Genomic DNA, 22,508 nt, shown 5'->3' with positions numbered 1-22,508 from the left:
CAATATCGCCGCCGACATGACCGCAAATATCGCGGCGGAATCGACCGGCCGCGTGCTGGCGGTGCGGCTCTACAACATGACCAGCGATCCGGGGATGAAGGAGATGCTCTCTTTCCTGATCGCCCGCGACACCATGCACCAGAACCAGTGGATGGCCGCTCTGGAGGAGCTCGGCGGGGCCACGGGCGCCTTCCCGATCCCCAACAGCTTCCCGCAGGACCAAGAACAGCAGGAGTTCAGCTATGCCTGGCTCGGCTTCATGGCCGATGGCAGCGTGCCGGCGCCGGGCCGCTGGTCAGACGGCAGATCGATCGACGGCAAGGGAGATTTCCAGCCGCAGCAGGCAACGCCGCTCGGCCAGAAGCCGGTTCTTGGCCCCGCCAAACCCAATAGCGGGGCGCAGATCGAACAAATTCTTCCATAGAGATCGCAGCCGGCGGCTACAATGCCGCCGGCGCTTTCACTAGCTAAGCTGCCGCATTGCATCCCCGGTAGGCAGATCCACGCCTTAACGGAACCTCTCAAGTCAATTTGCAATACTCCGCACCTCCCTGCACTGGTAGAGCGGACCACAACAATCGGTTCCTTAGCATCTATTCCCCAATCCTTGCCCCCATCCCGGTCATGCTTTTAGAGCAGGCATTTTTGCATCGTGAATAACCGTTATCGCTACTGGTCATGTAACATGCTTATTGTTGAAATCAGGTAGACACGGCCGAGCGCGCTGGGAAATTGGAAGACACTGGAAGCCTGTGCACCGTCTTTGAACGAGGCTTCCCCCCGTGTCGGCACAAAGGCTATCTTTCCCTACCGTTTGCCCCTCACCAGACAGCACTCATTAGCAACCCAAAACGCCACCACTTCGTGCCGAGGATGTTGCAGTCGCACTTTGCGGTAGACGGAAACCTGTTCGTTTTCGATAGGAAACGGGCGGAGAAGGGCGTGTGGCGCACGGGCCCAGGGAATCTCCTAGTTGCCTCCCACCTCTACACAGAGACTGCCTACGACGGCGAGAAGGACTCCTCCATGGAGAAGGAGCTCTCCATACTCGAGGGCAACGCTGCTCCGGTCATTGAGGCGATCGTCGAAACAGCTCGGGCTGGTAGAGCGCCGAAGCTCACCTTCCACGAAAAAGGCTCTTGGGATCGTTTTTTCATCCAGCAATGGAGCCGAGTTGAACCGCCCCGGCTTTGCCGGAGACCGTTTATTTTAAGTTATGCGGCCATGGCTGGCGCGTCCAGCATGGCGTAGTGTCGGTCTCCTGCCTCTGCTGGCGGAATATTCCCGATGGGTTCCAGAAGACGACGGTGGTTGAACCAGTCGACCCATTCGAGTGTGGCGAACTCCACGGCTTCGAAGTTGCGCCATGGTCCTCGCCGATGGATGACCTCGGCCTTGTAAAGACCGTTGATCGTTTCGGCGAGAGCATTGTCGTCACTGTCGCCAATGCTCCCGACAGACGGCGATGCCTGCCTCCGCCAGCCGTTTGGAATAGCGAATGGACACGTATTGCGAGCCGCGGTCGGAATGATGAACCAGCCCGCCACGTTTGACGGGCCGCCGATCATGCAGTGCCTGATCGAGAGCATCGAGGACGAATCCCGCGTGCGCCCTTCGACTGGCCCGCCAGCCAACGATACGGCGGGCGAAGGCATCGATTACAAAAAGCCACGTAGACGAAGCCCTGCCAGGTCGCCACATAGGCGAAATCGGATAACCACAGCATGTTCGGCGCGGGAGCCTTGAAGTGGCGGTTGACGCGGTCGAGCGGACACGGGGGCAGACCTGTCCGATACGGTGGTTTTGACTGGCTTGCCACGAATGATGCCTTGAAGACCCATCATTCTCATGAGCCTGGCAACAGTGCGAGCCGCGCGACGTCAGAGCCTTCACGCTTCCACTGCCGCCAGACCTTGCGAACGCCATAGACCTGGACGTTCTCGTTGAACACCCGGCGTATCTCGACTGTCATCGCAATATCATTGCGTTCGCGGGCCGATAGGCGACCCACGTCCGTGCGCTTGGCAACGACCTCATAATCGGTGGACGGGGCGATCGGCAGCAGTCTGCAGATCGGCTCGACCCCAAACACATTATGGTGTTCGTCGATGAACGAAATCATCGCTTGAAGGGGCGGTCGAGCTCCCCTTGCCCGATAGGCGAATGCTTGCATTCGCTGAAGGGGCCTGGGCAAAATACGCCGAGGCTTTGCGGAGAATCTCATTCGCCTAACGAAGCTCCCGGTTCTCCCGTTCCAGAGCCTTCATCTTCTCCGCCACGTCACTTGGCAAACCTGCGCGCTCGCCGCTGTCGATCTCGGCCTTCTTCGCCCATTCATGGAGGGTATGCGCCGAGCAACCGATCTTGGCCGCTATCGATGATACCGCCGCCCAGCGGGAGGGATGTTCGGCTTCATGCTCCGTCACCATCCGAATGGCACGGGCACGAACTTCAGGAGAAAATTTGTTCGTCGTTTTGCTTGTCATAGACCCTACTTCTCACGAGTTGGGGTCTTCGGCGAAGCCGGGGCGGTTCAGTTCAGCGGCACAGTGATCTAAGCCGCCCTCTGTGAGGGCCTTACTCACTCTGCAGATCAACACTCCACGACAGGGCGCCACTCTGAAACTTTCAAGCTGGGTTGTTGAGCGGCTGTTTTGGGGCCGACAGCGGTCTGTCCGGTTCTGGTAGCCAGTGGCAACAAGCTGCCATTAGTCTCCCACTCGTCTCTATCGTTCCATGGTCAAGGACGTGTTGCCTGGAGCCGCGCTATTGGCAGCCCCACTGTCGGCCTGTTGGCGGCCGACAGTGAACCCGCGGCTCCCGCACTCAGAGGCTCGATAGCGGAGCTGGAGGGTTGGCATCAGCGGGCACTGGCGCGATCTGAGTTCTTCAGTCTTGCTTGCCTCTAAAGAGCGCCACGATGAACTGCCAGAGCCGTGTGGACCAGCTTGGCGGCGGGAGCGTCAGTCTTTCGGCATCGCGCCGGTCGCGCCGCTTCACGGCGGCGATCATTTCAGCCGGCATGGCACCGGCCCATCTCACCTGGTTTCCGATGATCCAGTAATGGGACTGGCAGGGTTGGCTCCAGTTGCCGACTGAGGGAGAGAGCGACACCGCGCCGTTGCTCTCAGCAAGACGCCATTTCGCCGGGTTCAGCGGCGTAACCACCTCGCTGCCGCAACCGCAACAGCAAAGATGCACGGCGGTCGCATAGCGCCGCGAGATATAGAGTACGCCCGCCTCAAGCCGGTCGGGGACGAACTCCACGAACTGCGGACGGATGACCGTGATCCTCGTCATCCGGCCGCTTCCTGCACAATCTCTCCCGTGCCGATGGAAAAGCCGGCATAGAAATTGTTGCGGCCGTCCCGGTAAACGCCGAAATACTGCTTCCAACGCAGCACCGCGAGGCACGCATTGAGCGCGTTCAGCTCGGCGATCTGGATGTTGGTGGCGTATTCGTTGGCGCCGCCGTCGTCGTCCGCGTACGAGATGTGGGGTGCCGCCTTGTCCCTCGTATCCGGCGCGCTCATCGTCAGCCGCACGATGCCGCCCAGCTGCCCGTCATTGAGAACGACCCCCATCCCGACATCAATGAACGGCGTGCCGGTTGCGACAAGCCGCTCCACGACGGCCCGCTTGACCGGACCCCGGTCGAGGCAAAGGAACACGAAGTCGAGGCCGTCCACGAGGGCGACGTTCGATTCGTCGATGAAGACCTCGTGGGCCACAATACCCTTGTGCATGTGGCCGTAGCGCGCGGCGAGATAGGACACCTTGCGCGGGCGCGAGGCGAGTTCCTCAAGGGACGCCGCGCCCGGCGCGCGGAAGGCGTTGTGCTGGGAAAACACGTCGCCGTCGATGATGCGGATTTCCGCGGCCGCCGTCTTGGTGACGAGGTCGAGGATGTAGGCCCCGGTTCCGCCCAGCCCGACGATGCCAAGACGCTGGCCCCCGATACGCGCGTTGACCGCGCCAATGCCGGCCCGGCTCGTGGCCGTGTCCTCGTACTGGAACACGCTGGCCTCCCCGTGCGCCGGGACCGGCGGGTAGGTGCGCGCGGTCGCGTCCGCATCGATCTTCGTCGCCTCGCCCGTAATGCGGGCGATGTAGGTCGTCATCTTGTGATGGTAGTCGCGGTAATCCGCCTTGGCCGAGAAGGTGAAATCGGCCTTCACGCCGTTCCCGAAATCTTGGGGAGCGAAGCCGTTCTGAATCGCCGCGATCTTTCGGCCGTCGCTGTGGCAGGGGTGCGCACCGGTCCAGTATGCCACGTGATCCTTCGGCTTCACCGTGACGTCGCCGGAAAGCTCCAGGCGCGAGATCAGGATTCCGCGCTGGAGAGTTGCGCACGAGTCGACGTACGGGACGTCCCTGACGAGCAGAAAGCCGTCCCGTATCTCGATGTCGTAGCCTTCATTCTGGAGCCGGAGCAGGTCCGGACTAAGACCGATTGGTCGACGTGACATCGAACTCCATCCCTTCCTTGGCCTTGACAGACTGCCCTTCGACCAGCGTGCCCGCCGGCTTATTGCCGTGGCCGCGGGTGTACTGCACGGTGTACTGGATACCGTCGCCCGTGGGCGGGTTCGGGAAGGCCAGGCCGATGACCTCCTCGAACGTGAGATCATCGTTCTTCGGAACCTCGCGGGGACGGCCGTTGACGACGATCGTCACGGTCTTCGGGCGCTCTTCGCGCTGCACTACACTCATCGGATTAAGCCTTTCTGGCGGATTTCCGCCGGTGTGGACGTTGCAGGTGATTGCGATCTAGCAATCCATTTGATAATATCAACACAGGCCAACGATTGCAATATCGCAATCGATTTTATTTGTGCAATTGGAGCGACCATGACAGACCGTTTCGACAGCGACGCCTTCTATGCGGCGCTCAACGCCGCCCGTCTCAGCCGGCAAAAGACGTGGAAGGAGGTCGCCGAAGAAGCGGGCGTGAACGCCTCGACGCTGTCGCGTATCGGCCAGGGAGCCAAGCCCGACGTGAACGGCCTCGCGGCGCTGCTGGCCTGGTCGAACCTCAAGGCCGAGATGTTCATTCGCGGCGCCGACCAGCGCGAGGCCGAGCCGATCGCGAAGATTACTGCGCTGCTGCGCGCGGACCCGAAGCTCACCCCCACCAACGCGAAGCTGATCGAGGAGATCGTCATTAGCACGTACGAAAAGCTGCGGGGCGTCTGACGTGGGATTCCGGCGCGGCTTCAAGGCGGAAGCCAATCGCATCGCCCTGCGCATCAGGGCGCAGATGGGCCTGTCGCCCGTCGCGCCCATCGATCCCGAAGAGATATGCGCGCGCTACGATATCGCGCTCATCAGGCTTAGCGACCTCGCCCCCGCCTCTCCGCTGCTCCGGACGGCGGATTCGTGCTTTTCGGCGGTGACGGTCCCCTGCGGCGCCCGCACCGCAATCGTGCACAATGACGCCCACAATCTCTATCGCCAGCGCAGCAACATCTGTCATGAACTTGCTCACTGCTTCCTGGGACATGAGTGCGTCCCGCCTCTGACGCCGGCCGGCGAACGGGCGCGCGACGGCACTATCGAGGCCGAGGCAAATCACCTTGCCGGCGTGCTGCTGCTGACGGACGAGGGCGCCGCCCATGTCATGTTCCGCCGCCTTCTCGACGAGGCGCAGCGCATCTACGGTATCAGCGAGGCCATGCTGCACTACCGGCTGCGCATCAGTGGCGCGATGACGCGGTTTCAGCGCGCCTCCAGCTGGTAGGACTCAGGTGCGGACCGGGATCTCGACGACCGGGCGAAGCGGCTCCAGCTGCGTGGCGTATTTCCGGACGACCTGATCGTACAGGTCGGCGATGCCCTTCGCCCTGACCGAAACTACCAACGCATAGGGAAGCTTGCCGGGCGGCGTGTAGTTCCGCCCCTCCAGGCGCGCATTGTAATGAATGTCGAAGCTGGGGTTGCGCAGGCTCGTGCCGCGGAAGGTCCTGCGCGCATGCAGGCAGTTTTCCCATTTCCAGGCGTCCCGCCGCAACTTTTCCTCTTCGCCGCCGTGATCGACAGCGGAGAAGAAGCTGCGCGAATCGGGATGGATCTGATCCTCGCGCTTGAACTTGCCGTGATGCGGCCGGAACGTCACTTCGAGGCCCGCCCGCGTGTAATTGCCGGGATGATGCGGATCGGTGAGGCACTTGTAGCATAGCGTTGCCGTGATCTCAGCGTTGCCGGCGATGCCGCCGTCCGGCAGTGGGATCGGCGCGCGGATATATTTTGTCGGAGAGATGTCGCCCTGATAGATGACGCGCACGCTGTTGTCGTCGCAGACCACGATATCCTCGATATTCTGCGCCACGCGGCCCCAGCCGACTTCCCGGTGCGGATGCTCCGACTCCTCGGTCGAATGGATCAGAAGCGTGCGCACGGCTAGCAGGCCGATGCTGTCGCCGAAATGCGCCTTAATGCCCGCGCCGAGGCGCAGGGTGCTCGGCGCGGCGAACGACGTGCCGCCGGTGGCCTCCAGCGCCGGCTTAACGCCGCCCGCGACGACGAGGAACGGGCGCTGAAGCGAGCCGCCGAACTGCACCACGTCCGGCTTAACGAGGCCGGGGCTGCGGCCGGGGCCGACCGAGCTGTAGGGCGCCCGCGCCCACCCGGTTCCCGGCGTGTCCGCCGCCCCGACGGCCAGGGCATTGACGCAGTCCGACGGCACCTGCACGCGGTTGAGCCTCAGCTCCTCGTCGCCTTCGCCGTTGTTGCCGACGGCGACGGCCGCCAGCGTGTCGACACGCGCGAGCCGTTCGTCCAGCACCGCGGTCCAGGCATGAACGTCATCGTCTTCGACGGTCAGCGAGGGACCGATACTGAGATTGACGAAGTCGTATTTCCGGCTGTTTAGAACGCCGGTGATACGGTTCAACACCTCGTACAGCTCATGCAGGTTCTGCCCCGGATCGCCATCAAGGACGCGGTAGTGATCCACATCGGCATATGGCTGCGGCAGCGGCCGGGCCGGATCGACCGGGCCGAAAAGGAAGGCCGACGTGACGCCCGTGCCGTGCGACAGGAAATCGTCCACCGCCGGCCCGACGCCGGAGACGTCGTGCGCGGAGGCCCAAGGCCCGAACGGGTGCGCTTGCGGCAGCCCGCCGTCAAAAATGGCCGCCCTGATATTCTTGTCCATCGCGGCGGCCGCGGGCAGATTCACCGCCGCGGAAGGAATCCCAGACGTGCGGAAGGCCGGCTGCAATACGCGCAGCGGCGGCATCTGCCGCAGGGCGCGTACGATGGAAAAGGTGGCGATTTGCTCCGCGAGCGCCGACGGCGCCTCCACTTCCACGAAGCATAGCCCGCCCGCGTAAAAACGCCGGTCGAGGCCGGACTCGACACCCAGCCGCCGCAGGTAGTTGCGGAATTCCGGGAGCATGGCGTGCTCGCCGTCGAGCTGCTCGGCATGGAGCACGACTTCAAACACCGTGGTGCTCTTGTCAGGAATGGCGCCCTTGATTTTGTCCTGCACGGTCTGGGGCGCGATCTCCTCGACCGTCATCAGATCGCGCGCAACCGGCGTCCCCTCGGCCCAATTGCCGAGCGCCGCCTGCCAGCGCACGAAATCTTCCTTCGCGCCCATGACGAACAGCTCCGTCGTCAGGGCCTCTTCGGGCGGACGCCCCTTCGAACGCTGCGCAGGCTTCACCCGCCGCGGCTTGCTGCCAACCGGCGTCAGCCCCGTCTGGCGGAACAGTTCGGCCGGGAAATAGGACTTGGCGATGAATTCGGGATTGAGGGTGACGGCCGCTACGGCTTTGCCCTGCGGGCAGGCTTCGGGCGGAAGCGCCGTGATCTGGTTAACCGTCCGGTCAAGCATTGGCGCGAGGCGCGTCCGCGCCTGCTGGAAGGTATAGGGCTGCGCCTTGGGGCCGCCGCCGGACCGGACGACAACGTCCTCTGTCAGGCGCTCCCCCTTACCAAGCAGAAAATTGGTCTTAGCCATGGCCACGCTCCTTCGGTCTGCGGACCGTCCGCGCCCTGATCGTTTCGCGGGCAACGCCCGTCAGTTCATGGGCGGCGCGCTGCGAGAAAAGACCGCTGCCGACAAGCTCCGCGGCGAGGGCTATGCGCGCGGCCTTGGTGCCCGCATAGCCCTGCAAAAGCGCGGGCAGATGCCCATCGACCGCCTCGCCCGCGAGAGCCGCTTTCCGGCGCACGGCCTTTATGTCGCGGTCGATATTACTGAAAGATTGCCCCTCCAGCGCGACCGCCAGGACGCGCGACCACGCCTCCGCCCCTTCGCTGACCGGGCCGAGCACTGCCCGCAGATGGGCCTCGATGGCGTCGCGGCCCGGCATGGGGAATTCCAACTCGACGTCGAACCGCCGCCAGACCGCTGGGTCCAGAAGATCGGCATGGTTCGTCGCCGCGATGAGAAGACTCTTCGGCGGCCAGTCGTCGATCTGTTGCAGGAGGACGGTGACGAGTCGCTTCAGCTCCCCGATCTCGCCGCGGTCGTCACGGCGCTTGGCGATCGCGTCCAGCTCGTCCAGCAGCAGAACGCAATCCAGTGACTTGGCGTAATCGAGAACATGGCGCAGGTTGGTTCCGGTTCGGCCGAGATAGCTGCTCATCACCGCAGCGAGGTCGAGAATCAGCAGCGGGCGGTTCAGTTCGCGCGCAAGCCAACGCGCGGCGAGCGTTTTCCCGACGCCTGGTTCCCCCGTGAAAAGGACCGTCCGGCTGGGCTCAAGTCCCGCTTCGAGGAGCGCCGCACTCCGCCGGCGCTCGGCGACGATCGTCTCCAGCGTGGCCGTCACCTCAGGCGCGTAGACCGGATCATGTTCAATCAGCGGGTGCTCTTCGATTCGCAGCAAATGGAAGCGCGTGTCAACATCCACGGGCAGCACGGCCTCCGTCTGTCGCCGCAGCGGCGAAGAGCGCGTCGGCGCTTCGCGCAGCAGGGCGGCTATGGCGGTCGCTACGACCGGCGCGTTGTCACGGTAGCTCTTCGCAAAACGGTGCAGTAGCGCAGTCACGTCCTGGGTGCGGCCCGACAGCGCGACGCGCGCCAGCTGAACCATGTCCTTCTCGATTTTTTCTTCGGCCGACGACAAGCGGAGTCCCTTTCCTGTTTTCTTTAAGCATAGCACCATGCTGGAAGATTTTTCAACTCATGCCAGAAAAAACCTTCCACATTTCCAATAACATAATGAAAGTAAACCTTTTTTATCGGCAGAGTTGGCGTAAGGCTTTAAGCCTTCGAATCTGTTCATGCCGCGGCAACCAGGGGGCGACGACCCCTCGAACGGCAGAAATAGTTGTGCGTCATCAGTCTGACGGGGGTTCGAGATGCCCCAGCATATCCTCATTAGCCGCATCGTCGGGATGACGTTAGCCGACGTGATGTAGCTAGTTGAACTGCCCCCCATTTCGACCGGACAGTCGGCATAAGCAGAAGGGCTCAAGCACAGGCTTGAGGACAGGCTTATGTCTAACGAGTATCGACACGTCGAATTGCTGACGGGTGATGTCCGCCGTAGACGGTGGACAACCGAGCAGAAGCTGACAATCATCGAGCAGAGTTTCGAACCAGGTGAGACGGTGTCTTCGACCGCTCGCCGCCATGGCGTTGCGCCCAATCTGCTTTACCGGTGGCGCAGGCTCTTGAGCGAGGGAGGTGCTGCAGCCGTGGATTCTGACGAGCCGGTTGTGGGCAATTCGGAAGTGAAGAAGCTGGAGGACCGCGTCCGCGAGCTGGAGCGCATGCTCGGCCGCAAGACGATGGAGGTCGAAATCCTCCGGGAAGCCTTGTCCAAAGCGGACTCAAAAAAACGGATATCGCGGCCGATCTTGTTGCCGAAGGACGGTTCCCGATGAAGGCCGTCGCCGACACGCTGGGCGTTTCCCGTTCAAACCTCGTCGAGCGGTTGAAAGGTAGATCAAAGCCGCGCGGCTTCTATCACAAGGCCGCGGATGCAGAGCTTTTGCCCATCATCCGCAGGCTGATGGACCAAAGGCCAACCTATGGCTATCGGCGGATCGCCGCGCTCCTCAATCGCGAGAGGCGAGCCGCCGATCAGCCTGTCGTCAACGCCAAGCGGGTTCATCGCATCATGGGCAACCACGCCATGCTGCTGGAGAAGCATACGGCCGTTCGCAAGGGCCGCTTGCACGACGGCAAGGTCATGGTTATGCGCTCGAACCTACGTTGGTGCTCGGACAGTCTGGAGTTCACATGCTGGAATGGCGAGGTCATCCGTCTCGCCTTCATCATCGATGCCTTCGACCGCGAGATCATCGCCTGGACGGCCGTCGCCAACGCGGGCATCTCCGGCTCGGACGTGCGCGACATGATGCTGGAGGCGGTTGAGAAACGCTTCCAGGCAACCCGAGCACCGCATGCTATCGAGCATCTCTCGGACAACGGTTCGGCTTATACAGCACGGGAAACCAGGCTATTTGCCCAAGCGCTCAATCTGACGCCCTGCTTCACGCCGGTGGCCAGTCCGCAGTCAAACGGCATGTCGGAAGCTTTCGTCAAAACCCTGAAGCGGGACTATATCCGCATCTCTGCACTACCGGACGCCGAAACGGCGCTCCGGCTCATCGAGGGATGGATCGAGGACTACAACGAAATCCATCCACATTCAGCGCTCAAGATGGCTTCCCCTCGGCAGTTTATCAGGGCTAAATCAATCTAGCCGACCTGTCCGGTGAAACGGGGAGCACTCCACTAGTCAGCACGGTCGTCATTGAACTGCTGCACCCGAGGCATGCAGTGCGCCGATCGGAAGACGCGTTACCGCTAAGAACACGCCGCTCTGTTCTCTCCCTATTTTGGATGACAGCGTTTGGTAACAGCCGGATAGCTGGCGAATGACCGAAAGGGGGGCGCGTTGCAGACTGCCTAGAACGCAACGCGTCAGCTCTCCAGTAAGCTGCTGAACCCAAACCAGGAGCGGACATAAGCATGTCCGATTAACTTAGCGACCTTCGAGCAGAAATCCCGCGCCGTATGTCACATCCCGCGCACAAATCTCGTCATGGCTCCAGACGTCGATTTTCGACGTTTCGAGTCAAAGGACGAAACATGAGCGACAACAAGCGACTGGTCTGGAACGAAGTGGCCCCTCAAGGGGCCAAAGCGTTCTATGGCATTCATCACTACATCACCACGAGCACGGATCTTCCCGACGAACTGATCCACCTCATCTTCCTGCGGGTGTCGCAGATCAACGGCTGCGCCCATTGCATCGATCTGCACACCCGCGACCTGCTCAAGACCATGCCGATCGAAAAAGTGGTCCTGGTTCCGGTATGGGCCGAAGCGCCGCATCTCTTCTCCGACCAGTATCGTGCGGCGCTCGCATGGGCGGAGGAAGTGACGCTGGTAAGCGAGACGCATGCCTCCGACGAGGCCTATGCGGCCGCTAGCGCGGCATTTTCGCCGAAGGACCTTGTGGATCTCACGATCGCCATCGCAGCTATGAACGCCTTCAACCGCCTCGGCGCACCGTTTCGCCTTCCGGTCAAAGCAAAGCCCTAGTGAGCGCTGGGGCGCCATCAGGGGCGGCGCTCGCGCCGCCCCTCCCCACCGGGATCGATCCGGTCTCGGGAAAGAAGTGCCGATCAGATCGAATTCTTCGTCCTCAGATGTCACATTGACCCAGCCCGCCTCGTCTTGTCCTCGAACGGACGCCTGAAAGCGGCATGGAGCCGCGCCGTCCGTCCTTAATAAGGAAACGGCATCATGAAGATCGTGGTGATTGGTGGAAGCGGCCTCATCGGCCGACAATTGACAGCTCAACTCTTAGAGGAAGGGCATGAGGCCGTCTCGGCTTCGCCGAGCAGCGGCGTGAACGCGCTGACGGGCGCGGGCCTCACGGATGTCTTGAGCGGAGCCGATGTCGTGGTCGACGTTTCGAACTCGCCCTCGTTCGAGGACGTCGCGGTGCTCGATTTTTTCGAGCGCTCCGGTCGCAATCTCGCCGCCTCCGAGCGCGAGGCTGGCGTGAAGCACCACGTCGCGCTGTCCATCGTCGGCACTGACCGGCTTGAGGGAAATGGCTATTTCCGCGCCAAAGTTGCGCAGGAGCGGCTGATCAAGGCGTCCGGCATCCCCTTCACCATCGTGCGCGCCACCCAGTTCTTCGAGTTTGTCGCGACCATCGCCCAAGCGTCAATCGACGGCGATCGCTTCGTCGTGCCGGATGCCGAGTTCCAGCCGATCGCCGCCGCCGATGTGGCCGCGGTGCTCACCGAGATCGCGCTCGCTCCGCCGCGCAATGCAACGATCGAGATCGCCGGTCCCGACCGCCTGCCGTTCCGGGACTTCATCGCCCGCCGCAACGCCGCAGACGGCGATCATCGCGAGGTTCTCGCCGACAAAGCGGCGCATTACTTCGGCGCGGCGCTCGAACGGGGATCGCTTGTTCCCGAGCATGCCGACGCGGCGCAACTCGGGTCGACCCGGTTCGAGCAATGGCTTGCCGCCGGCTGAACCCAATGCGCTCCCATCGATCAAGAAAGGAATTTCCCGTGTCGAAACAATTTCTGCTGGCATCCTTCGTTGCCGTCTCCTCACTCTCTGCGATACCCGCGACGGCGGCTGATGTCGCGAAGGGCGAGGCCCGCGTCACCATGATCTTCGACCACCCTCTGCCTTCGGTTCCGGGCAAGAGCTTGCGTGGCGTCCTCGTCGAATATGGTCCGGGCGGTTCATCGCCGTCGCACACCCACGCCGCATCCGCCTTCATCACGGCGACCGTGATCGAGGGCGCGGTGCGCAGCCAGATCAACGATGGACCCCCAACGGTCTTCCATGCCGGCGAAAGCTTCATTGAAATGCCGGGCGACCATCATAGCGTCAGCGCGAACGCGAGTGAGATCGAGCCCTCTAAGCTGCTTGCGGTGTTTGTGGTGGATACGGACGATACAGAACTGACCACGCCGGATCACCCGTAGGAACCTCATGTATATTGAGGGGCGGGATTCGTCCGTAGCCTTCATAGCCAAGGCGCCCGATATCATCGGCAAGGAAACGCAGATGCGGCATGCAGACGACGCCACAGTGACCTTCGAAGCGCATCGGGCGCGGCTCCTGCGCATTGCATATCGCATGCTTGGCTCGCGCAGCGAAGCTGAGGATGTTCTGCAGAACGCATGGCTGCGTTGGGTGGCTGCGGACCGGAGCGGCGTTGCCGCCCCATATCCATTCCTTGCGCGCATTGTCACCCGCCTTTGCCTGGACGAGATGAAGTCGGCTCGGGCGCGCCGCGAGACCTATGTCGGAGCGTGGCTGCCCGAACCGCTGGTCGAGACCGAGGAAGAGAGCCTGGAGGAGGACGACCTGACGCTGACGCTGATGATGGCGCTCGAGCGCTTGTCGCCTTTGGAGAGGGCCGCCTTCTTGCTTCATGACGTGTTCGGCGTGCCCCTCGGCGAGGTGGCGGACACGCTCCATCGGGAGGCGGCAGCCGTGCGCCAACTCGCCGTCCGGGCGCGCCGAAACGTGCAGGCCGCGCGACCGCGCTTCCCGGTCGAACGCGCTGAAGGCGAGCGGATAGCGCGCGCCTTCTTCACGGCCTCGACCAGCGGCGACACCGCAACACTTCGGACCCTTCTTGCCGAAAACGCGGTCCTGCGATCGGACGGCGGCGGCAAGGTGCTGGCCTTCATCAACCCGATCACGGGACTTGAGCGTCTCCTGCGTCTCTACCAGGGAGTGCTGAGCAAATGGGGAGAAGGTTGGGCGCAGATGCTCGAACCTGCCTGGATCGACGGGCTGCCCGGCTATATCAGCCGCGAGCGAGGGGGCATTCTGCAGACGACGGCGCTTGCTATCGAAGACGGCCGGATCACCGCCATCTACATTACCCGTAATCCAGACAAGCTTCGCCATATCGCGAGCGGTTTCGCCGCGAAGCAGGACCCCGCTACCTGACACCACGATCTGACAGTGTTCGGACTGCGGTCGCTCTGCAACGTCCACCTCGCAAAGCGCTTCCTTCAGTTGCAGGCGCGCTCAATCGAACAAGGAACTACCTATGACACAGCAAACGCCCATTGGCTCCGGTTTTGGCGCCGCCAGCACGGCCATGGAGGTCGTCTCCGGCATCGATCTCTCCCAGAAGATTGCCATCGTGACCGGAGGCGCTTCGGGTATCGGACTTGCGACGACACGCGCCCTTCTTCATGCTGGCGCCGAGGTGATCGTGCCGGCGCGCAACCCCGAACGTGCAAAGGCCGCTCTGGGCGGGATTGCAGGCGCATCCGTAGAACCCATGGACCTGGCCGATCCGCAGTCCGTGGCCCGTTTTGCCGATCGTATCGTCTCCGCGGGTCGGTCGTTATCGATCCTCATCAACAGCGCCGGCATCATGGCGACGCCGGAGATGCGAGACGCCGAGGGACATGAAGCGCAGTTCGCAACCAATCACCTTGGTCACTTCCGTCTCACGCTCGGACTCTGGCCCGCTCTTGTCGCAGCAGGCGGCGCACGCGTCGTCAGCGTCTCGTCGCGTGGCCATCAGATCGCCGGGATCGATTTTGACGACATCGATTTCCGCACTCGTCCCTATGACAAGTGGGTCGCCTATGGGCAGTCGAAGACTGCCAACGCCCTGTTTGCAATGGGGCTCGACCGTCGCGGACAGGGTCACGGCATCAGAGCCTTCTCGCTTCATCCAGGCCAAATCCTCACCGATCTTGCGCGCCATCTCAGCGCCGAGGAGATCGCCTCGTTCGGCGCCCTGGACGAAGCGGGACGCCCCATCATCGATCCGGCGCGGGGGATGAAGACTGTCGAGCAAGGCGCCGCCACGAGCGTCTGGTGCGCAATAAGTCCAAATCTCGACGGCTTGGGCGGTGTTTACTGCGAGGATTGCGACATCGCGACCGTCAATAACGAGAATGCTGGCAGGAAGGGCGTCAGCTCCTGGGCTTGCGATCCGGACGCGTCGGAACGTCTGTGGCGCCTGTCTACCGCGTGGACTGGGCTTGATACGGAGTAAGATCTAGAGGCAGTTCATGGATACACCGCGCCTTTGAAGGTATACAGCCTCGATTGAGCCCGTGCAATCTGGCGCCGACAGAGGATTACTTCTATGTCCAGATGGAACGGCCATAAATGTTGCAAACACAGACCGGCGGCTTTCAAGAATTAGCGGACTGACTTGAACGACCGCTTTCGGGGCGCGCAAAGCGGATCGAGTCCTTCGAAAGGCTCACGCAAGAGTCGGGCGCAGCCCCGCGACGTGCAGGGCCGCCCCTTTTCATATTTCAGTCCGTTCGGCCAGTTCTAGTGCATCCTCGATGTCGACGCCGAGATACCTGACTGTGTTCTCGATCTTGGTGTGGCCGAGCAGGATCTGGATCGCTCGAAGGTTGCCGGTGGCCTTGTAGATCATGGCAGCCTTCGTTCGCCGCAGGGAATGCGTCCCGTAATCCTCCCGACATAGCCCGATCGCCGTCACCCACTCATCGACCAGTCGAGCGTACTGCCGAGTGCTGAGGTGATCAGCATGATCGACGCGACTTGGAAAAGCATAGTCATCGACCGTTCCTCCTCTGCGTTGAAGCCAGGCGAGCAAACTAGCTCTGACTTCGGTCGTGATCTCGAACTGCACGGGTCGTCCCGTCTTCTGCTGGATCACCGTCGCCCGAGTTCGAATATCGTGGCCGGTGACGAGTGTACCGATCTTCAGTTTTACCAGATCGCAGCCGCGGAGCTTGCTGTCGATGGCAAGATCGAAAAGCGCCCGATCTCGCATCCTTCCTTCACGGTCGAGGAAGAAGCGGACTGCCCAGATCTGGCGCTGCTTCAAGGGCTTCTTGACGCCAACTTGCTTGCCTGCGTTCCAAGCCGGCCGACCCAGTGCGCCAGGATCGTATTGTGAGATACCCATTTCAGTTCTCCTATAGCCACCATTGGCCACAGGGAGAACGCGTACCTTCGATTCAAATGACCGCGCTGACATCGGAATGTCCGCTTACAGCGCACGGATCTTCATCGCGGCCACCTCAAAAAATGCAATTAAGGGCGTCTTTCACGTGGTCAACGTAGCCGCTGGAAGCGGAGCAGGGTCGCGAAAGCGATGAGTGCCACGACTGCGAGGACGATAATACCACCACTCGACGCCAAGATCCCGAACGAGCTCATCGTTAGGGCGAGGACAAAGGGCGCCAGTGCCGAAGCGACCAGACGAGCCGCCATCATCCGACCCTGAAGCCTACCGTAGCCGTCGCTGCCAAACAGCGACAGCGGGAGTGCGCCGGAGACGATGCTGAGAAGGCCGTTGCCCATGCCGAAGATCACAGCGAAGAGAACCGCACCTGGAATGGAAGGAGCGGTCAGGATCAGGATAACCGCACTTATCGGGATCAGAGCTGCGGAAATCACAGCGAGATGCAGGGGATCGAGCCGCCTTCCAAGACCCATGTTGATCAGGCGACTTGCTACCTGCGACGGGCCGAAGATCGAGCCGACCACAGCAGAACTCGCGCCAAGTCCCAGCCCGGCCAATAGTGGCACCATGTGCACCAGCACCGCAGAGCCCGCAAGGTATTGCAGAGCGAAGGCAAGCGTCATGACTATAACTGCCCCGCGGCGACGCTCTGGCGGCGGAGTACCGATGACTGGATAGGGCAACTTCGCCTCCGCCTGCTTGCGGCTCCGCGACACTTCATTGCCAGCCACGCGTGCAAAGGAAGGCATATCAGAAGGTTCAGCGCTGCGAAGATCAGATAGACGTCCTGCCAGGAAAGAACCAAATGTAGCCTTGATGTCAGCGGCCAAAACAGCGTCGAGGCGAACCCGGCTATCAGCGTCAGGTAGGTGATGCTGCGCTGCGCCGCGTTCGGTTGAAGCTGGACGAGCAGCGCGAAGGCGTCTCCGTACTGGACAAGGTTGGCGGCGACTTCGATGCCGATCAGGGCGGCGACGTAGGTGCCTGCGCCGGGTGCGACGGCACAGGCGATCAGGGCGGCGGCGGCTGCAACAGAGCCGAACGTCATGACAACACCGGCCCCGACTCGGTCGATCAGGCTACCGAACCAGGGTGCCGTGAACCCACCGACGAGCAGCGCGACCGAAAGAGCGGCGAATACCCAGTCACGCGGCCAGCCGAAGGAGGCACCCATGCTCGGCGCGAGGATGCTGAAGCTGTAGTAGAGCGTGCCGTAACCGACGATCTGGGTCACGCCCAGCGCGGCAATCGCGCTAATCGGCAGGCTTGCGGTCATATGGATTTGAGGCTCACGCGCTGTTCCAGCTTCTCCGCCTCTTCCTTCCGCTCGCTGTAGCGATCGGTGAGATAGGTGCTCGCGTCCCGCGTCAACCATGTGAACTTTACCAGCTCCTCGCAGACGTCGACGACGCGGTCATAATAGGACGACGGCTTCATGCGGCCATCCGCGTCGAACTCCTGGAACGCCTTTGCAACCGAGGACTGGTTGGGGATCGTGACCATGCGCATCCATCGGCCGAGCACGCGGAGCTGGTTGACCGCATTGAACGACTGGGAGCCACCGGACACCTGCATGACCGCCAGCGTCTTGCCCTGCGTTGGCCGGATCGAACCGACCGCCAGCGGAATCCAGTCGATCTGCGCCTTCATGATACCGGTCATGGCTCCGTGGCGTTCCGGCGAGACCCACACCTGCCCCTCCGACCACTGCGTCAGTTCGCGCAGCTCCTCGACCTTCGGATGCGTCACGGGTTCGGCGTCGGGAAGCGGCAGACCGTCGGGGTTGAAGATTCGCACCTCGCAGCCGAAGTGCTCCAGCAGTCGGCACGACTCCTGCGCCAGCAACCGACTGTAGGAGACGGCGCGCAGTGAACCGTAGAGGATCAGAATGCGCGGCTTGTGGGTCGAGAAGGCCGGGCGCAGCGCGTCCAGGTCCGGCTGGCGCAGATGCGCCAGCAAGGCGGCAGGCAGATCAGCCAACGCGCTTGCCCTCCGCATCGAGCACCTGCTCGCCGTCCTCCTTCGTGAACGGGCCCCGATGCGTGTTCGGCAGAATGTCGAGCACGACCTCCGAGGGCCGCGACAGTCGGGTGCCCAGCGGGGTCACCACAAAGGGGCGGTTGATCAGGATCGGATCCTTGAGCATGGCGTCGAGCAGCTCGTCATCCGTCAGCGCCGGATCGTCGAGACCGAGCTCGGCATAGGGCGTCCCGTTCTGGCGGATCGCCTCGCGGACGGTCAGCCCCGCATCGGCGATCATGCGCACCAGTTCGGCACGGCTGGGCGGCGTCCTGAGATACTCGACGACGGTCGGCTCTATTCCGGCGTTGCGGATCATTTCCAGCGTGTTGCGGGAGGTGCCGCAGGCGGGATTGTGGAAGATGGTGACATCCATGATGGTCAAGCCTTTCGGATGGCAGAGGGGCCGGACCGCACGGCCGCGCCGCGCTCGTACCAACCCTTGCTGCGGTTGACGATCCAGACCACCGACAGCATCACCGGCACTTCGACCAGCACACCGACGACGGTGGCCAGCGCCGCGCCGGAGGTGAAGCCGAACAGGCTGATGGCGGCCGCGACGGCCAGTTCGAAGAAGTTCGAGGCACCGATCAGCGCCGAGGGACCGGCCACGCAATGCTCCTCGCCGCTGATGCGGTTGAGCAGGTAGGCAAGGCCCGAGTTGAAGTAGACCTGGATCAGGATCGGCACGGCCAGCAGCGCGATCACGGCCGGCTGGGCGATGATCTGTTCACCCTGGAAGCCGAAAAGGAGCACCAGCGTCGCGAGCAGTGCGACCAGCGACATCGGCTGCAGGCGCGCGGCCAGTCGCTCCGCATCGGTCGTGCGGCGCAGCAGTTGCGCAACGATCACCGGCAGGACGATGTAGAGCACGACCGAGAGGATCAGCGTATCCCAGGGGACCGTGATGGCGGAGAGGCCGAGCAGCACGCCGACGATCGGCGCGAAGGCCACGACCATGATCGCGTCATTGAGCGCCACCTGGCTGAGCGTGAAGTGCGGCTCGCCCTTGGTCAGGTTCGACCAGACGAAGACCATGGCCGTGCAGGGTGCGGCGGCCAGGATGATCAGGCCGGCAATGTAGCTGTCGATCTGGCTCTCCGGCAGATAGGGCCGGAACAGCCAGCCGATGAACAGCCAGCCGAGCAGCGCCATCGAGAACGGCTTGACCGCCCAATTGATGAAGAGGGTCACCCCAATGCCGCGCCAGTGACGGCCGACCTGACCAAGGGCGGCAAAATCGATCTTGAGCAGCATCGGGATAATCATCAGCCAGATCAGCACGGCCACCGGCAGGTTGACCTTGGCGACCTCGGCTGCACCGACCGCCTGGAAGACGCCGGGTAGCAGATGGCCGAGGCCGATGCCGACGACGATGCACAGCGCGACCCAGAGGCTCAGATAGCGTTCGAAGGTCGACATCAGGCCACCTGCCCCTTGGTGATGGTGCTGCCTTCCAGAGTGCCAATCTCACGCAGGCGGGTTTCCAGCGCGAGCTTGTCGATCGAGGCGAGAGGCAGGCTCAGGAAGGCGGTGATGCGGTTTTTGAGAAAGCGCGCGGCGCGGGAAAAGGCCTGACCCTTCTCAAGCTCGGTGCCTTCCACGGCGGCCGGATCCTCGACGCCCCAGTGAGCGGTCATCGGATGGCCAAGCCAGACCGGGCAAGCCTCACCGGCGGCGTTGTCGCAGACCGTGAAGATGAAATCCATCTGCGGCGCGCCGGTCTCGGCAAACTCGTCCCAGCTTTTGGAGCGGAAGCCGGTCGACGGATAGCCGAGCGCTTGCAGGGTATCGAGCGCCATAGGATGCACCTCGCCCTTGGGGTGGCTGCCGGCGGAAAAGGCTCGGAAGCGGCCTTTGCCTTCTCCGTTGAGGATCGATTCAGCGAGGATCGAGCGGGCGGAATTGCCGGTGCAAAGGAACAGGACGTTATAGACGCGATCGGTCATTGCAGCTTCTCCGGAGTGGACGGGGCACAGCAGGGGGTGAGAGCCGAGATCAGCGGGGCGCAGAGTTCCGCGCTCCCGCCGCAGCAGTCCTTGACCAGGTAGAGGGTCAGGTCGCGCAGGGCGTCGATCTCGGCGCGGTAGATGATCGAGCGGCTGTGGCGCTCGCCTTTGACCAGCCCGGCGCGCGACAAGATCGCCAGATGCGCCGACATGGTGTTTTGCGGCACGCCGATCAGCCGGGCGAGCTCCCCGGCCGGCAATCCTTCTGGCTCGTGGCGCATCAGCAGGCGGAAGGTGTCCAAGCGGGTGGACTGGGCGAGAGCGGCAAGTGCCGCTATGGCAGCTTCTAATTCCATAAATCCAGATTATCGGATTTGTTGCTTGAAGGCAAGGAGCCTGTAGGTCCGCGGGTGACGCAGCTTTGCGCTCTTTCAAGTTTCAGGCGCCATGCCACCAAGAGGCTCACGACCGCTGCTTGCTCAGCGCGACGACTGGGCAGACCCAGCCATGCCTGCTTTCGGGCAAAAAAGGGAGTGACCTCTAGGTCCGGAAAAAAGGCGCATAGCGGCCAAACCCTGTCAGATGGTGCACGGGCGCGGCGGTTAGATGACCAGTTAAAGCTCGATGTTTCAGACACGTTCAAGGCGTCGATGCGGTAGGGGCGGCAGCACCGTGCGGATTTGATGGCCGGGCTGAACTTTGCCGCCCGCGAGGACGACGGTCATTATCCCCGCCCGCCGCACCAGTTCGTCATCTTTTCCGATGTATGCGACTTCCTTCAACAAACCAGGTTGAAAGGTGTCGATCTGAGCGCAAGGGTTGCGTAGGCCGGTGACTCTCAACTTCACGTCTGAGCCAAGCTCCAGGATCGTGTCAGTCGGCAAGCTGAGAAGATCGATCCCCTCGGTGAGGATGTTCTCACCGAGATCCCCGGCTTTAACAGAGTAGCCCTTCTGCGAAAGCTCGATGAGTAACTCGCCATGTATGAGGTGCACTTGTCGGAGATTCGGCTGGTTTGGATCGACTGCGACACGTGAGCGATGCTTAACCTTGGTCCCCGCATGCGCGTCACCCTCCACGCCAACATGTGAAACGAGGTTCAGGCTTTCAACCACCCTCTTCGAGAAGTTGTGCTCTCCATCACGAGCAACTGCTATGATCGATGACAACCCATACCCTCCGCTTTGAGAGGAGGCCGGTGATAGAACCAAACTACCAAACTTTTATGTCAACGGTTCTTAACCACTGCGCGCTGATCTACGCCGAGTGGCGCGCACCGATCGACCATATTGGATGATGATGAGGCGGTGTCGATATAAAGGCCTGCCAAGCATCAGCTGGGCAGGCCTCCTAGTTGGTCAGGTGCAGCGATCTAGCTGATAATGAAATCGTCGACCGTCAGTTTTGCGTGATTGTCCAGCATGGCGACGAGCTGCTTGCCGTGCGAGCCGTTGCCATCGTCGTCGTAATATAGCTTGCCGGTCTTTTTGTCGTAAATAAAGCGGTTTGAGCTTCAGACGATGAAGCTCGCAGCTGAGGTAGGTGCGAGCTTTTGATGAGAGTTATGTCGCGCCTCTAGCCTTCGTCGAAGACTTTCTTTTTTTGATACCTCTAAGCGTCCTATTTCTGCCCATACTCAAAACTCTTCCCAGTTGTCGCCGGCCGGTGCCGCCGCCGCTGCGGATTTCGCACCGAAGGAGCTCGCGATGCGGCTCACCATGCTACGGGCGGGCGAAGGCACGGCGCGGGCCTTGGCCCCCGCTGCGGCCGACGCACGAAGGGCCGGCGAGCTAGAGCTGGCGGTGCTCTCGGTCACTGGCGCCGAACGGTAGGCTGCCGCGCCACCGAACTGGAACTGACCGACCAGTTCCTTCAGCCGCGTCGCTTCGCTGGCGAGCGTCGCGCCGGCGGCGTTGGTTTCTTCCACCATCGCCGCATTCTGCTGCGTCACCTGGTCCATCTGGTTGACGGCGGTGTTGACCTCGGAGAGCCCGACCGACTGTTCGCGCGCGGAGGTGGCGATCGCGTCCATATGCTGGTTGATCGTGACGATATAGCTCTCGATGGTCTTCAAGGCCTCGCCCGTCTGGCTGACAAGCTTGACGCCGTTCTGCACTTCGCCGGAGGAGTTGCGGATCAGATCCTTGATCTCCTTGGCGGCCTGGGCAGACCTTGAGCGAGCTCGCGCACTTCTTGCGCAACCACCGCGAACCCTTTGCCGGCCTCACCGGCGCGGGCTGCTTCGACGCCGGCATTGAGCGCCAGCAGGTTGGTCTGGAAGGCGATCTCGTCGATCACGCCGATGATCGAGGAGATCTGGTTGGACGACTGCTCGATCTTGCTCATCGCATCGACGGCATCGGCGACGACGGCACCGGATTTGCGGGCACTGTCATTGGCCTGGATCGCGACCGTGCGGGCTTCTTCCGCACGCTTGGAGGAGTTGGCGACATTGGCGGTGATCTCGTCGAGCGCGGCTGCAGTCTCTTCGAGCGACGCCGCCTGCTGTTCGGTGCGCTTGGAGAGGTCGTCGGCGCTGCGGCTGATCTCGCGCGAGCCGCCATCGATCGAGCCGGTGGCATCGGCGACGGAGGCGAGCGTCGTGCGC

At 62.3% G+C, this 22,508-nt stretch carries 22 protein-coding genes, 3 pseudogenes and 1 other annotated feature; of the genes and pseudogenes, 10 read left to right on the top strand and 15 right to left on the bottom strand.

All coding sequences use genetic code 11. The features are described 5' to 3' along the window. Positions 1 to 424, top strand: a 424-nt coding sequence (locus tag ACLE20_RS15380) for a manganese catalase family protein (protein WP_410941194.1), incomplete at its 5' end; no start/stop codon positions are given. Positions 425 to 864: 440 nt separating this feature from the next. Then, positions 865 to 1,251, top strand: a complete 387-nt coding sequence (locus ACLE20_RS15375; protein ID WP_410941196.1) for a DUF4238 domain-containing protein — start codon at positions 865 to 867, stop codon at positions 1,249 to 1,251. Here ACLE20_RS15375 and ACLE20_RS15370 read toward each other — a convergent pair. From ACLE20_RS15370 to ACLE20_RS15355, 4 genes and pseudogenes are all read right to left on the bottom strand, one after another. Continuing rightward, positions 1,215 to 2,486: pseudogene (locus tag ACLE20_RS15370) on the bottom strand (IS3 family transposase). The gene ACLE20_RS15375 and the pseudogene ACLE20_RS15370 sit on opposite strands and share 37 nt — an antisense overlap. Continuing rightward, positions 2,048 to 2,162: a sequence feature (AL1L pseudoknot), on the bottom strand. It overlaps the preceding pseudogene by 115 nt. 403 nt (positions 2,487 to 2,889) lie before the next feature. Continuing rightward, on the bottom strand, positions 2,890 to 3,300 hold the full coding sequence (locus ACLE20_RS15365) for a DUF6527 family protein (protein ID WP_410941193.1): 411 nt from the start codon (positions 3,298 to 3,300) through the stop codon (positions 2,890 to 2,892). Continuing rightward, positions 3,297 to 4,469 (bottom strand): ThiF family adenylyltransferase, encoded by a 1,173-nt coding sequence (locus tag ACLE20_RS15360; protein ID WP_410941192.1) that lies wholly within the window; start codon positions 4,467 to 4,469, stop codon positions 3,297 to 3,299. Before ACLE20_RS15360 ends, ACLE20_RS15365 begins: the two co-directional genes overlap by 4 nt. Further along, a complete protein-coding gene (locus tag ACLE20_RS15355; RefSeq protein ID WP_410941191.1) occupies positions 4,444 to 4,713 on the bottom strand; it encodes a multiubiquitin domain-containing protein in 270 nt (89 codons plus the stop codon). Before ACLE20_RS15355 ends, ACLE20_RS15360 begins: the two co-directional genes overlap by 26 nt. A 138-nt stretch (positions 4,714 to 4,851) precedes the next feature. Between ACLE20_RS15355 and ACLE20_RS15350 the strand changes: the two genes are divergently transcribed. Continuing rightward, complete coding sequence (locus ACLE20_RS15350; protein WP_410941190.1) at positions 4,852 to 5,196, top strand: helix-turn-helix domain-containing protein; 345 nt, start codon at positions 4,852 to 4,854, stop codon at positions 5,194 to 5,196. A gap of 1 nt (position 5,197) precedes the next feature. Beyond that, positions 5,198 to 5,740, top strand: a complete 543-nt coding sequence (locus ACLE20_RS15345; protein WP_410941189.1) for an ImmA/IrrE family metallo-endopeptidase — start codon at positions 5,198 to 5,200, stop codon at positions 5,738 to 5,740. Positions 5,741 to 5,743: 3 nt separating this feature from the next. On the opposite strand, the gene ACLE20_RS15340 is transcribed toward ACLE20_RS15345, so the two are convergent. Both ACLE20_RS15340 and ACLE20_RS15335 read right to left on the bottom strand, forming a co-directional pair. After that, positions 5,744 to 7,966 (bottom strand): S8 family peptidase, encoded by a 2,223-nt coding sequence (locus tag ACLE20_RS15340; protein ID WP_410941188.1) that lies wholly within the window; start codon positions 7,964 to 7,966, stop codon positions 5,744 to 5,746. Then, the gene (locus ACLE20_RS15335) at positions 7,959 to 9,080 is read right to left on the bottom strand and encodes an AAA family ATPase (protein ID WP_410941187.1); all 1,122 of its coding nucleotides are present in this window, start codon (positions 9,078 to 9,080) and stop codon (positions 7,959 to 7,961) included. The genes ACLE20_RS15340 and ACLE20_RS15335 overlap by 8 nt, the downstream gene beginning before the upstream one ends. 373 nt (positions 9,081 to 9,453) lie before the next feature. Here ACLE20_RS15335 and ACLE20_RS15330 point away from each other — a divergent pair. The 6 genes from ACLE20_RS15330 to ACLE20_RS15305 all read left to right on the top strand — a co-directional run bounded on the left by ACLE20_RS15330 (position 9,454) and on the right by ACLE20_RS15305 (position 14,978). Next, positions 9,454 to 10,667, top strand: a protein-coding gene (locus tag ACLE20_RS15330; protein ID WP_410941186.1) for an IS3 family transposase whose coding sequence is annotated in 2 segments (ribosomal slippage) — positions 9,454 to 9,790 and positions 9,790 to 10,667 — 1,215 coding nt in all. Because the reading frame shifts where the segments join, the coding sequence is not laid out codon by codon here. Positions 10,668 to 11,056: 389 nt separating this feature from the next. Then, positions 11,057 to 11,512 (top strand): carboxymuconolactone decarboxylase family protein, encoded by a 456-nt coding sequence (locus ACLE20_RS15325; RefSeq protein ID WP_410941185.1) that lies wholly within the window; start codon positions 11,057 to 11,059, stop codon positions 11,510 to 11,512. 204 nt (positions 11,513 to 11,716) lie between these two features. Beyond that, complete coding sequence (locus ACLE20_RS15320) at positions 11,717 to 12,466, top strand: SDR family oxidoreductase (RefSeq protein ID WP_410941184.1); 750 nt, start codon at positions 11,717 to 11,719, stop codon at positions 12,464 to 12,466. A 38-nt stretch (positions 12,467 to 12,504) separates the two neighbouring features. Next, positions 12,505 to 12,930, top strand: a complete 426-nt coding sequence (locus ACLE20_RS15315; RefSeq protein WP_410941183.1) for a cupin domain-containing protein — start codon at positions 12,505 to 12,507, stop codon at positions 12,928 to 12,930. An 82-nt stretch (positions 12,931 to 13,012) separates the two neighbouring features. After that, positions 13,013 to 13,909, top strand: a complete 897-nt coding sequence (locus ACLE20_RS15310) for a sigma-70 family RNA polymerase sigma factor (protein WP_410941195.1) — start codon at positions 13,013 to 13,015, stop codon at positions 13,907 to 13,909. 103 nt (positions 13,910 to 14,012) lie between these two features. After that, complete coding sequence (locus ACLE20_RS15305) at positions 14,013 to 14,978, top strand: oxidoreductase (protein ID WP_410941182.1); 966 nt, start codon at positions 14,013 to 14,015, stop codon at positions 14,976 to 14,978. A 261-nt stretch (positions 14,979 to 15,239) separates the two neighbouring features. On the opposite strand, the gene ACLE20_RS15300 is transcribed toward ACLE20_RS15305, so the two are convergent. The 9 genes and pseudogenes from ACLE20_RS15300 to ACLE20_RS15260 form a co-directional block, all read right to left on the bottom strand. Beyond that, on the bottom strand, positions 15,240 to 15,872 hold the full coding sequence (locus ACLE20_RS15300) for a tyrosine-type recombinase/integrase (RefSeq protein ID WP_410941181.1): 633 nt from the start codon (positions 15,870 to 15,872) through the stop codon (positions 15,240 to 15,242). Between the two features lie 149 nt (positions 15,873 to 16,021). Further along, positions 16,022 to 17,208: pseudogene (arsK, locus tag ACLE20_RS15295) on the bottom strand (arsenite efflux MFS transporter ArsK). Beyond that, entirely contained in the window at positions 17,205 to 17,930 is a 726-nt protein-coding gene (gene arsH, locus ACLE20_RS15290; protein WP_410941180.1) for an arsenical resistance protein ArsH, read from the bottom strand. Before arsH ends, arsK begins: the two are co-directional and overlap by 4 nt. Then, positions 17,905 to 18,327: an arsenate reductase (glutaredoxin) gene (gene arsC, locus ACLE20_RS15285; RefSeq protein WP_410941179.1), complete on the bottom strand. Its 423-nt coding sequence runs from the start codon at positions 18,325 to 18,327 to the stop codon at positions 17,905 to 17,907. Before arsC ends, arsH begins: the two co-directional genes overlap by 26 nt. 5 nt (positions 18,328 to 18,332) lie before the next feature. Then, positions 18,333 to 19,373 (bottom strand): ACR3 family arsenite efflux transporter, encoded by a 1,041-nt coding sequence (gene arsB, locus ACLE20_RS15280; RefSeq protein ID WP_410941178.1) that lies wholly within the window; start codon positions 19,371 to 19,373, stop codon positions 18,333 to 18,335. Continuing rightward, a complete protein-coding gene (locus ACLE20_RS15275) occupies positions 19,373 to 19,900 on the bottom strand; it encodes an arsenate reductase ArsC (protein WP_410941177.1) in 528 nt (175 codons plus the stop codon). Before ACLE20_RS15275 ends, arsB begins: the two co-directional genes overlap by 1 nt. After that, positions 19,897 to 20,256, bottom strand: a complete 360-nt coding sequence (locus ACLE20_RS15270; RefSeq protein ID WP_410941176.1) for an ArsR/SmtB family transcription factor — start codon at positions 20,254 to 20,256, stop codon at positions 19,897 to 19,899. The genes ACLE20_RS15275 and ACLE20_RS15270 overlap by 4 nt, the downstream gene beginning before the upstream one ends. Before the next feature lie 273 nt (positions 20,257 to 20,529). After that, on the bottom strand, positions 20,530 to 21,069 hold the full coding sequence (locus ACLE20_RS15265) for an MOSC domain-containing protein (protein ID WP_410941175.1): 540 nt from the start codon (positions 21,067 to 21,069) through the stop codon (positions 20,530 to 20,532). A gap of 467 nt (positions 21,070 to 21,536) precedes the next feature. After that, a pseudogene (locus tag ACLE20_RS15260) lies at positions 21,537 to 22,508 on the bottom strand (methyl-accepting chemotaxis protein); the annotation flags it as partial.

It is taken from the genome of Rhizobium sp. YIM 134829 (assembly GCF_046546455.1).
Note: the sequence above shows the minus strand (reverse complement) of the source record. Positions and strands in the feature narration are given on the sequence as shown.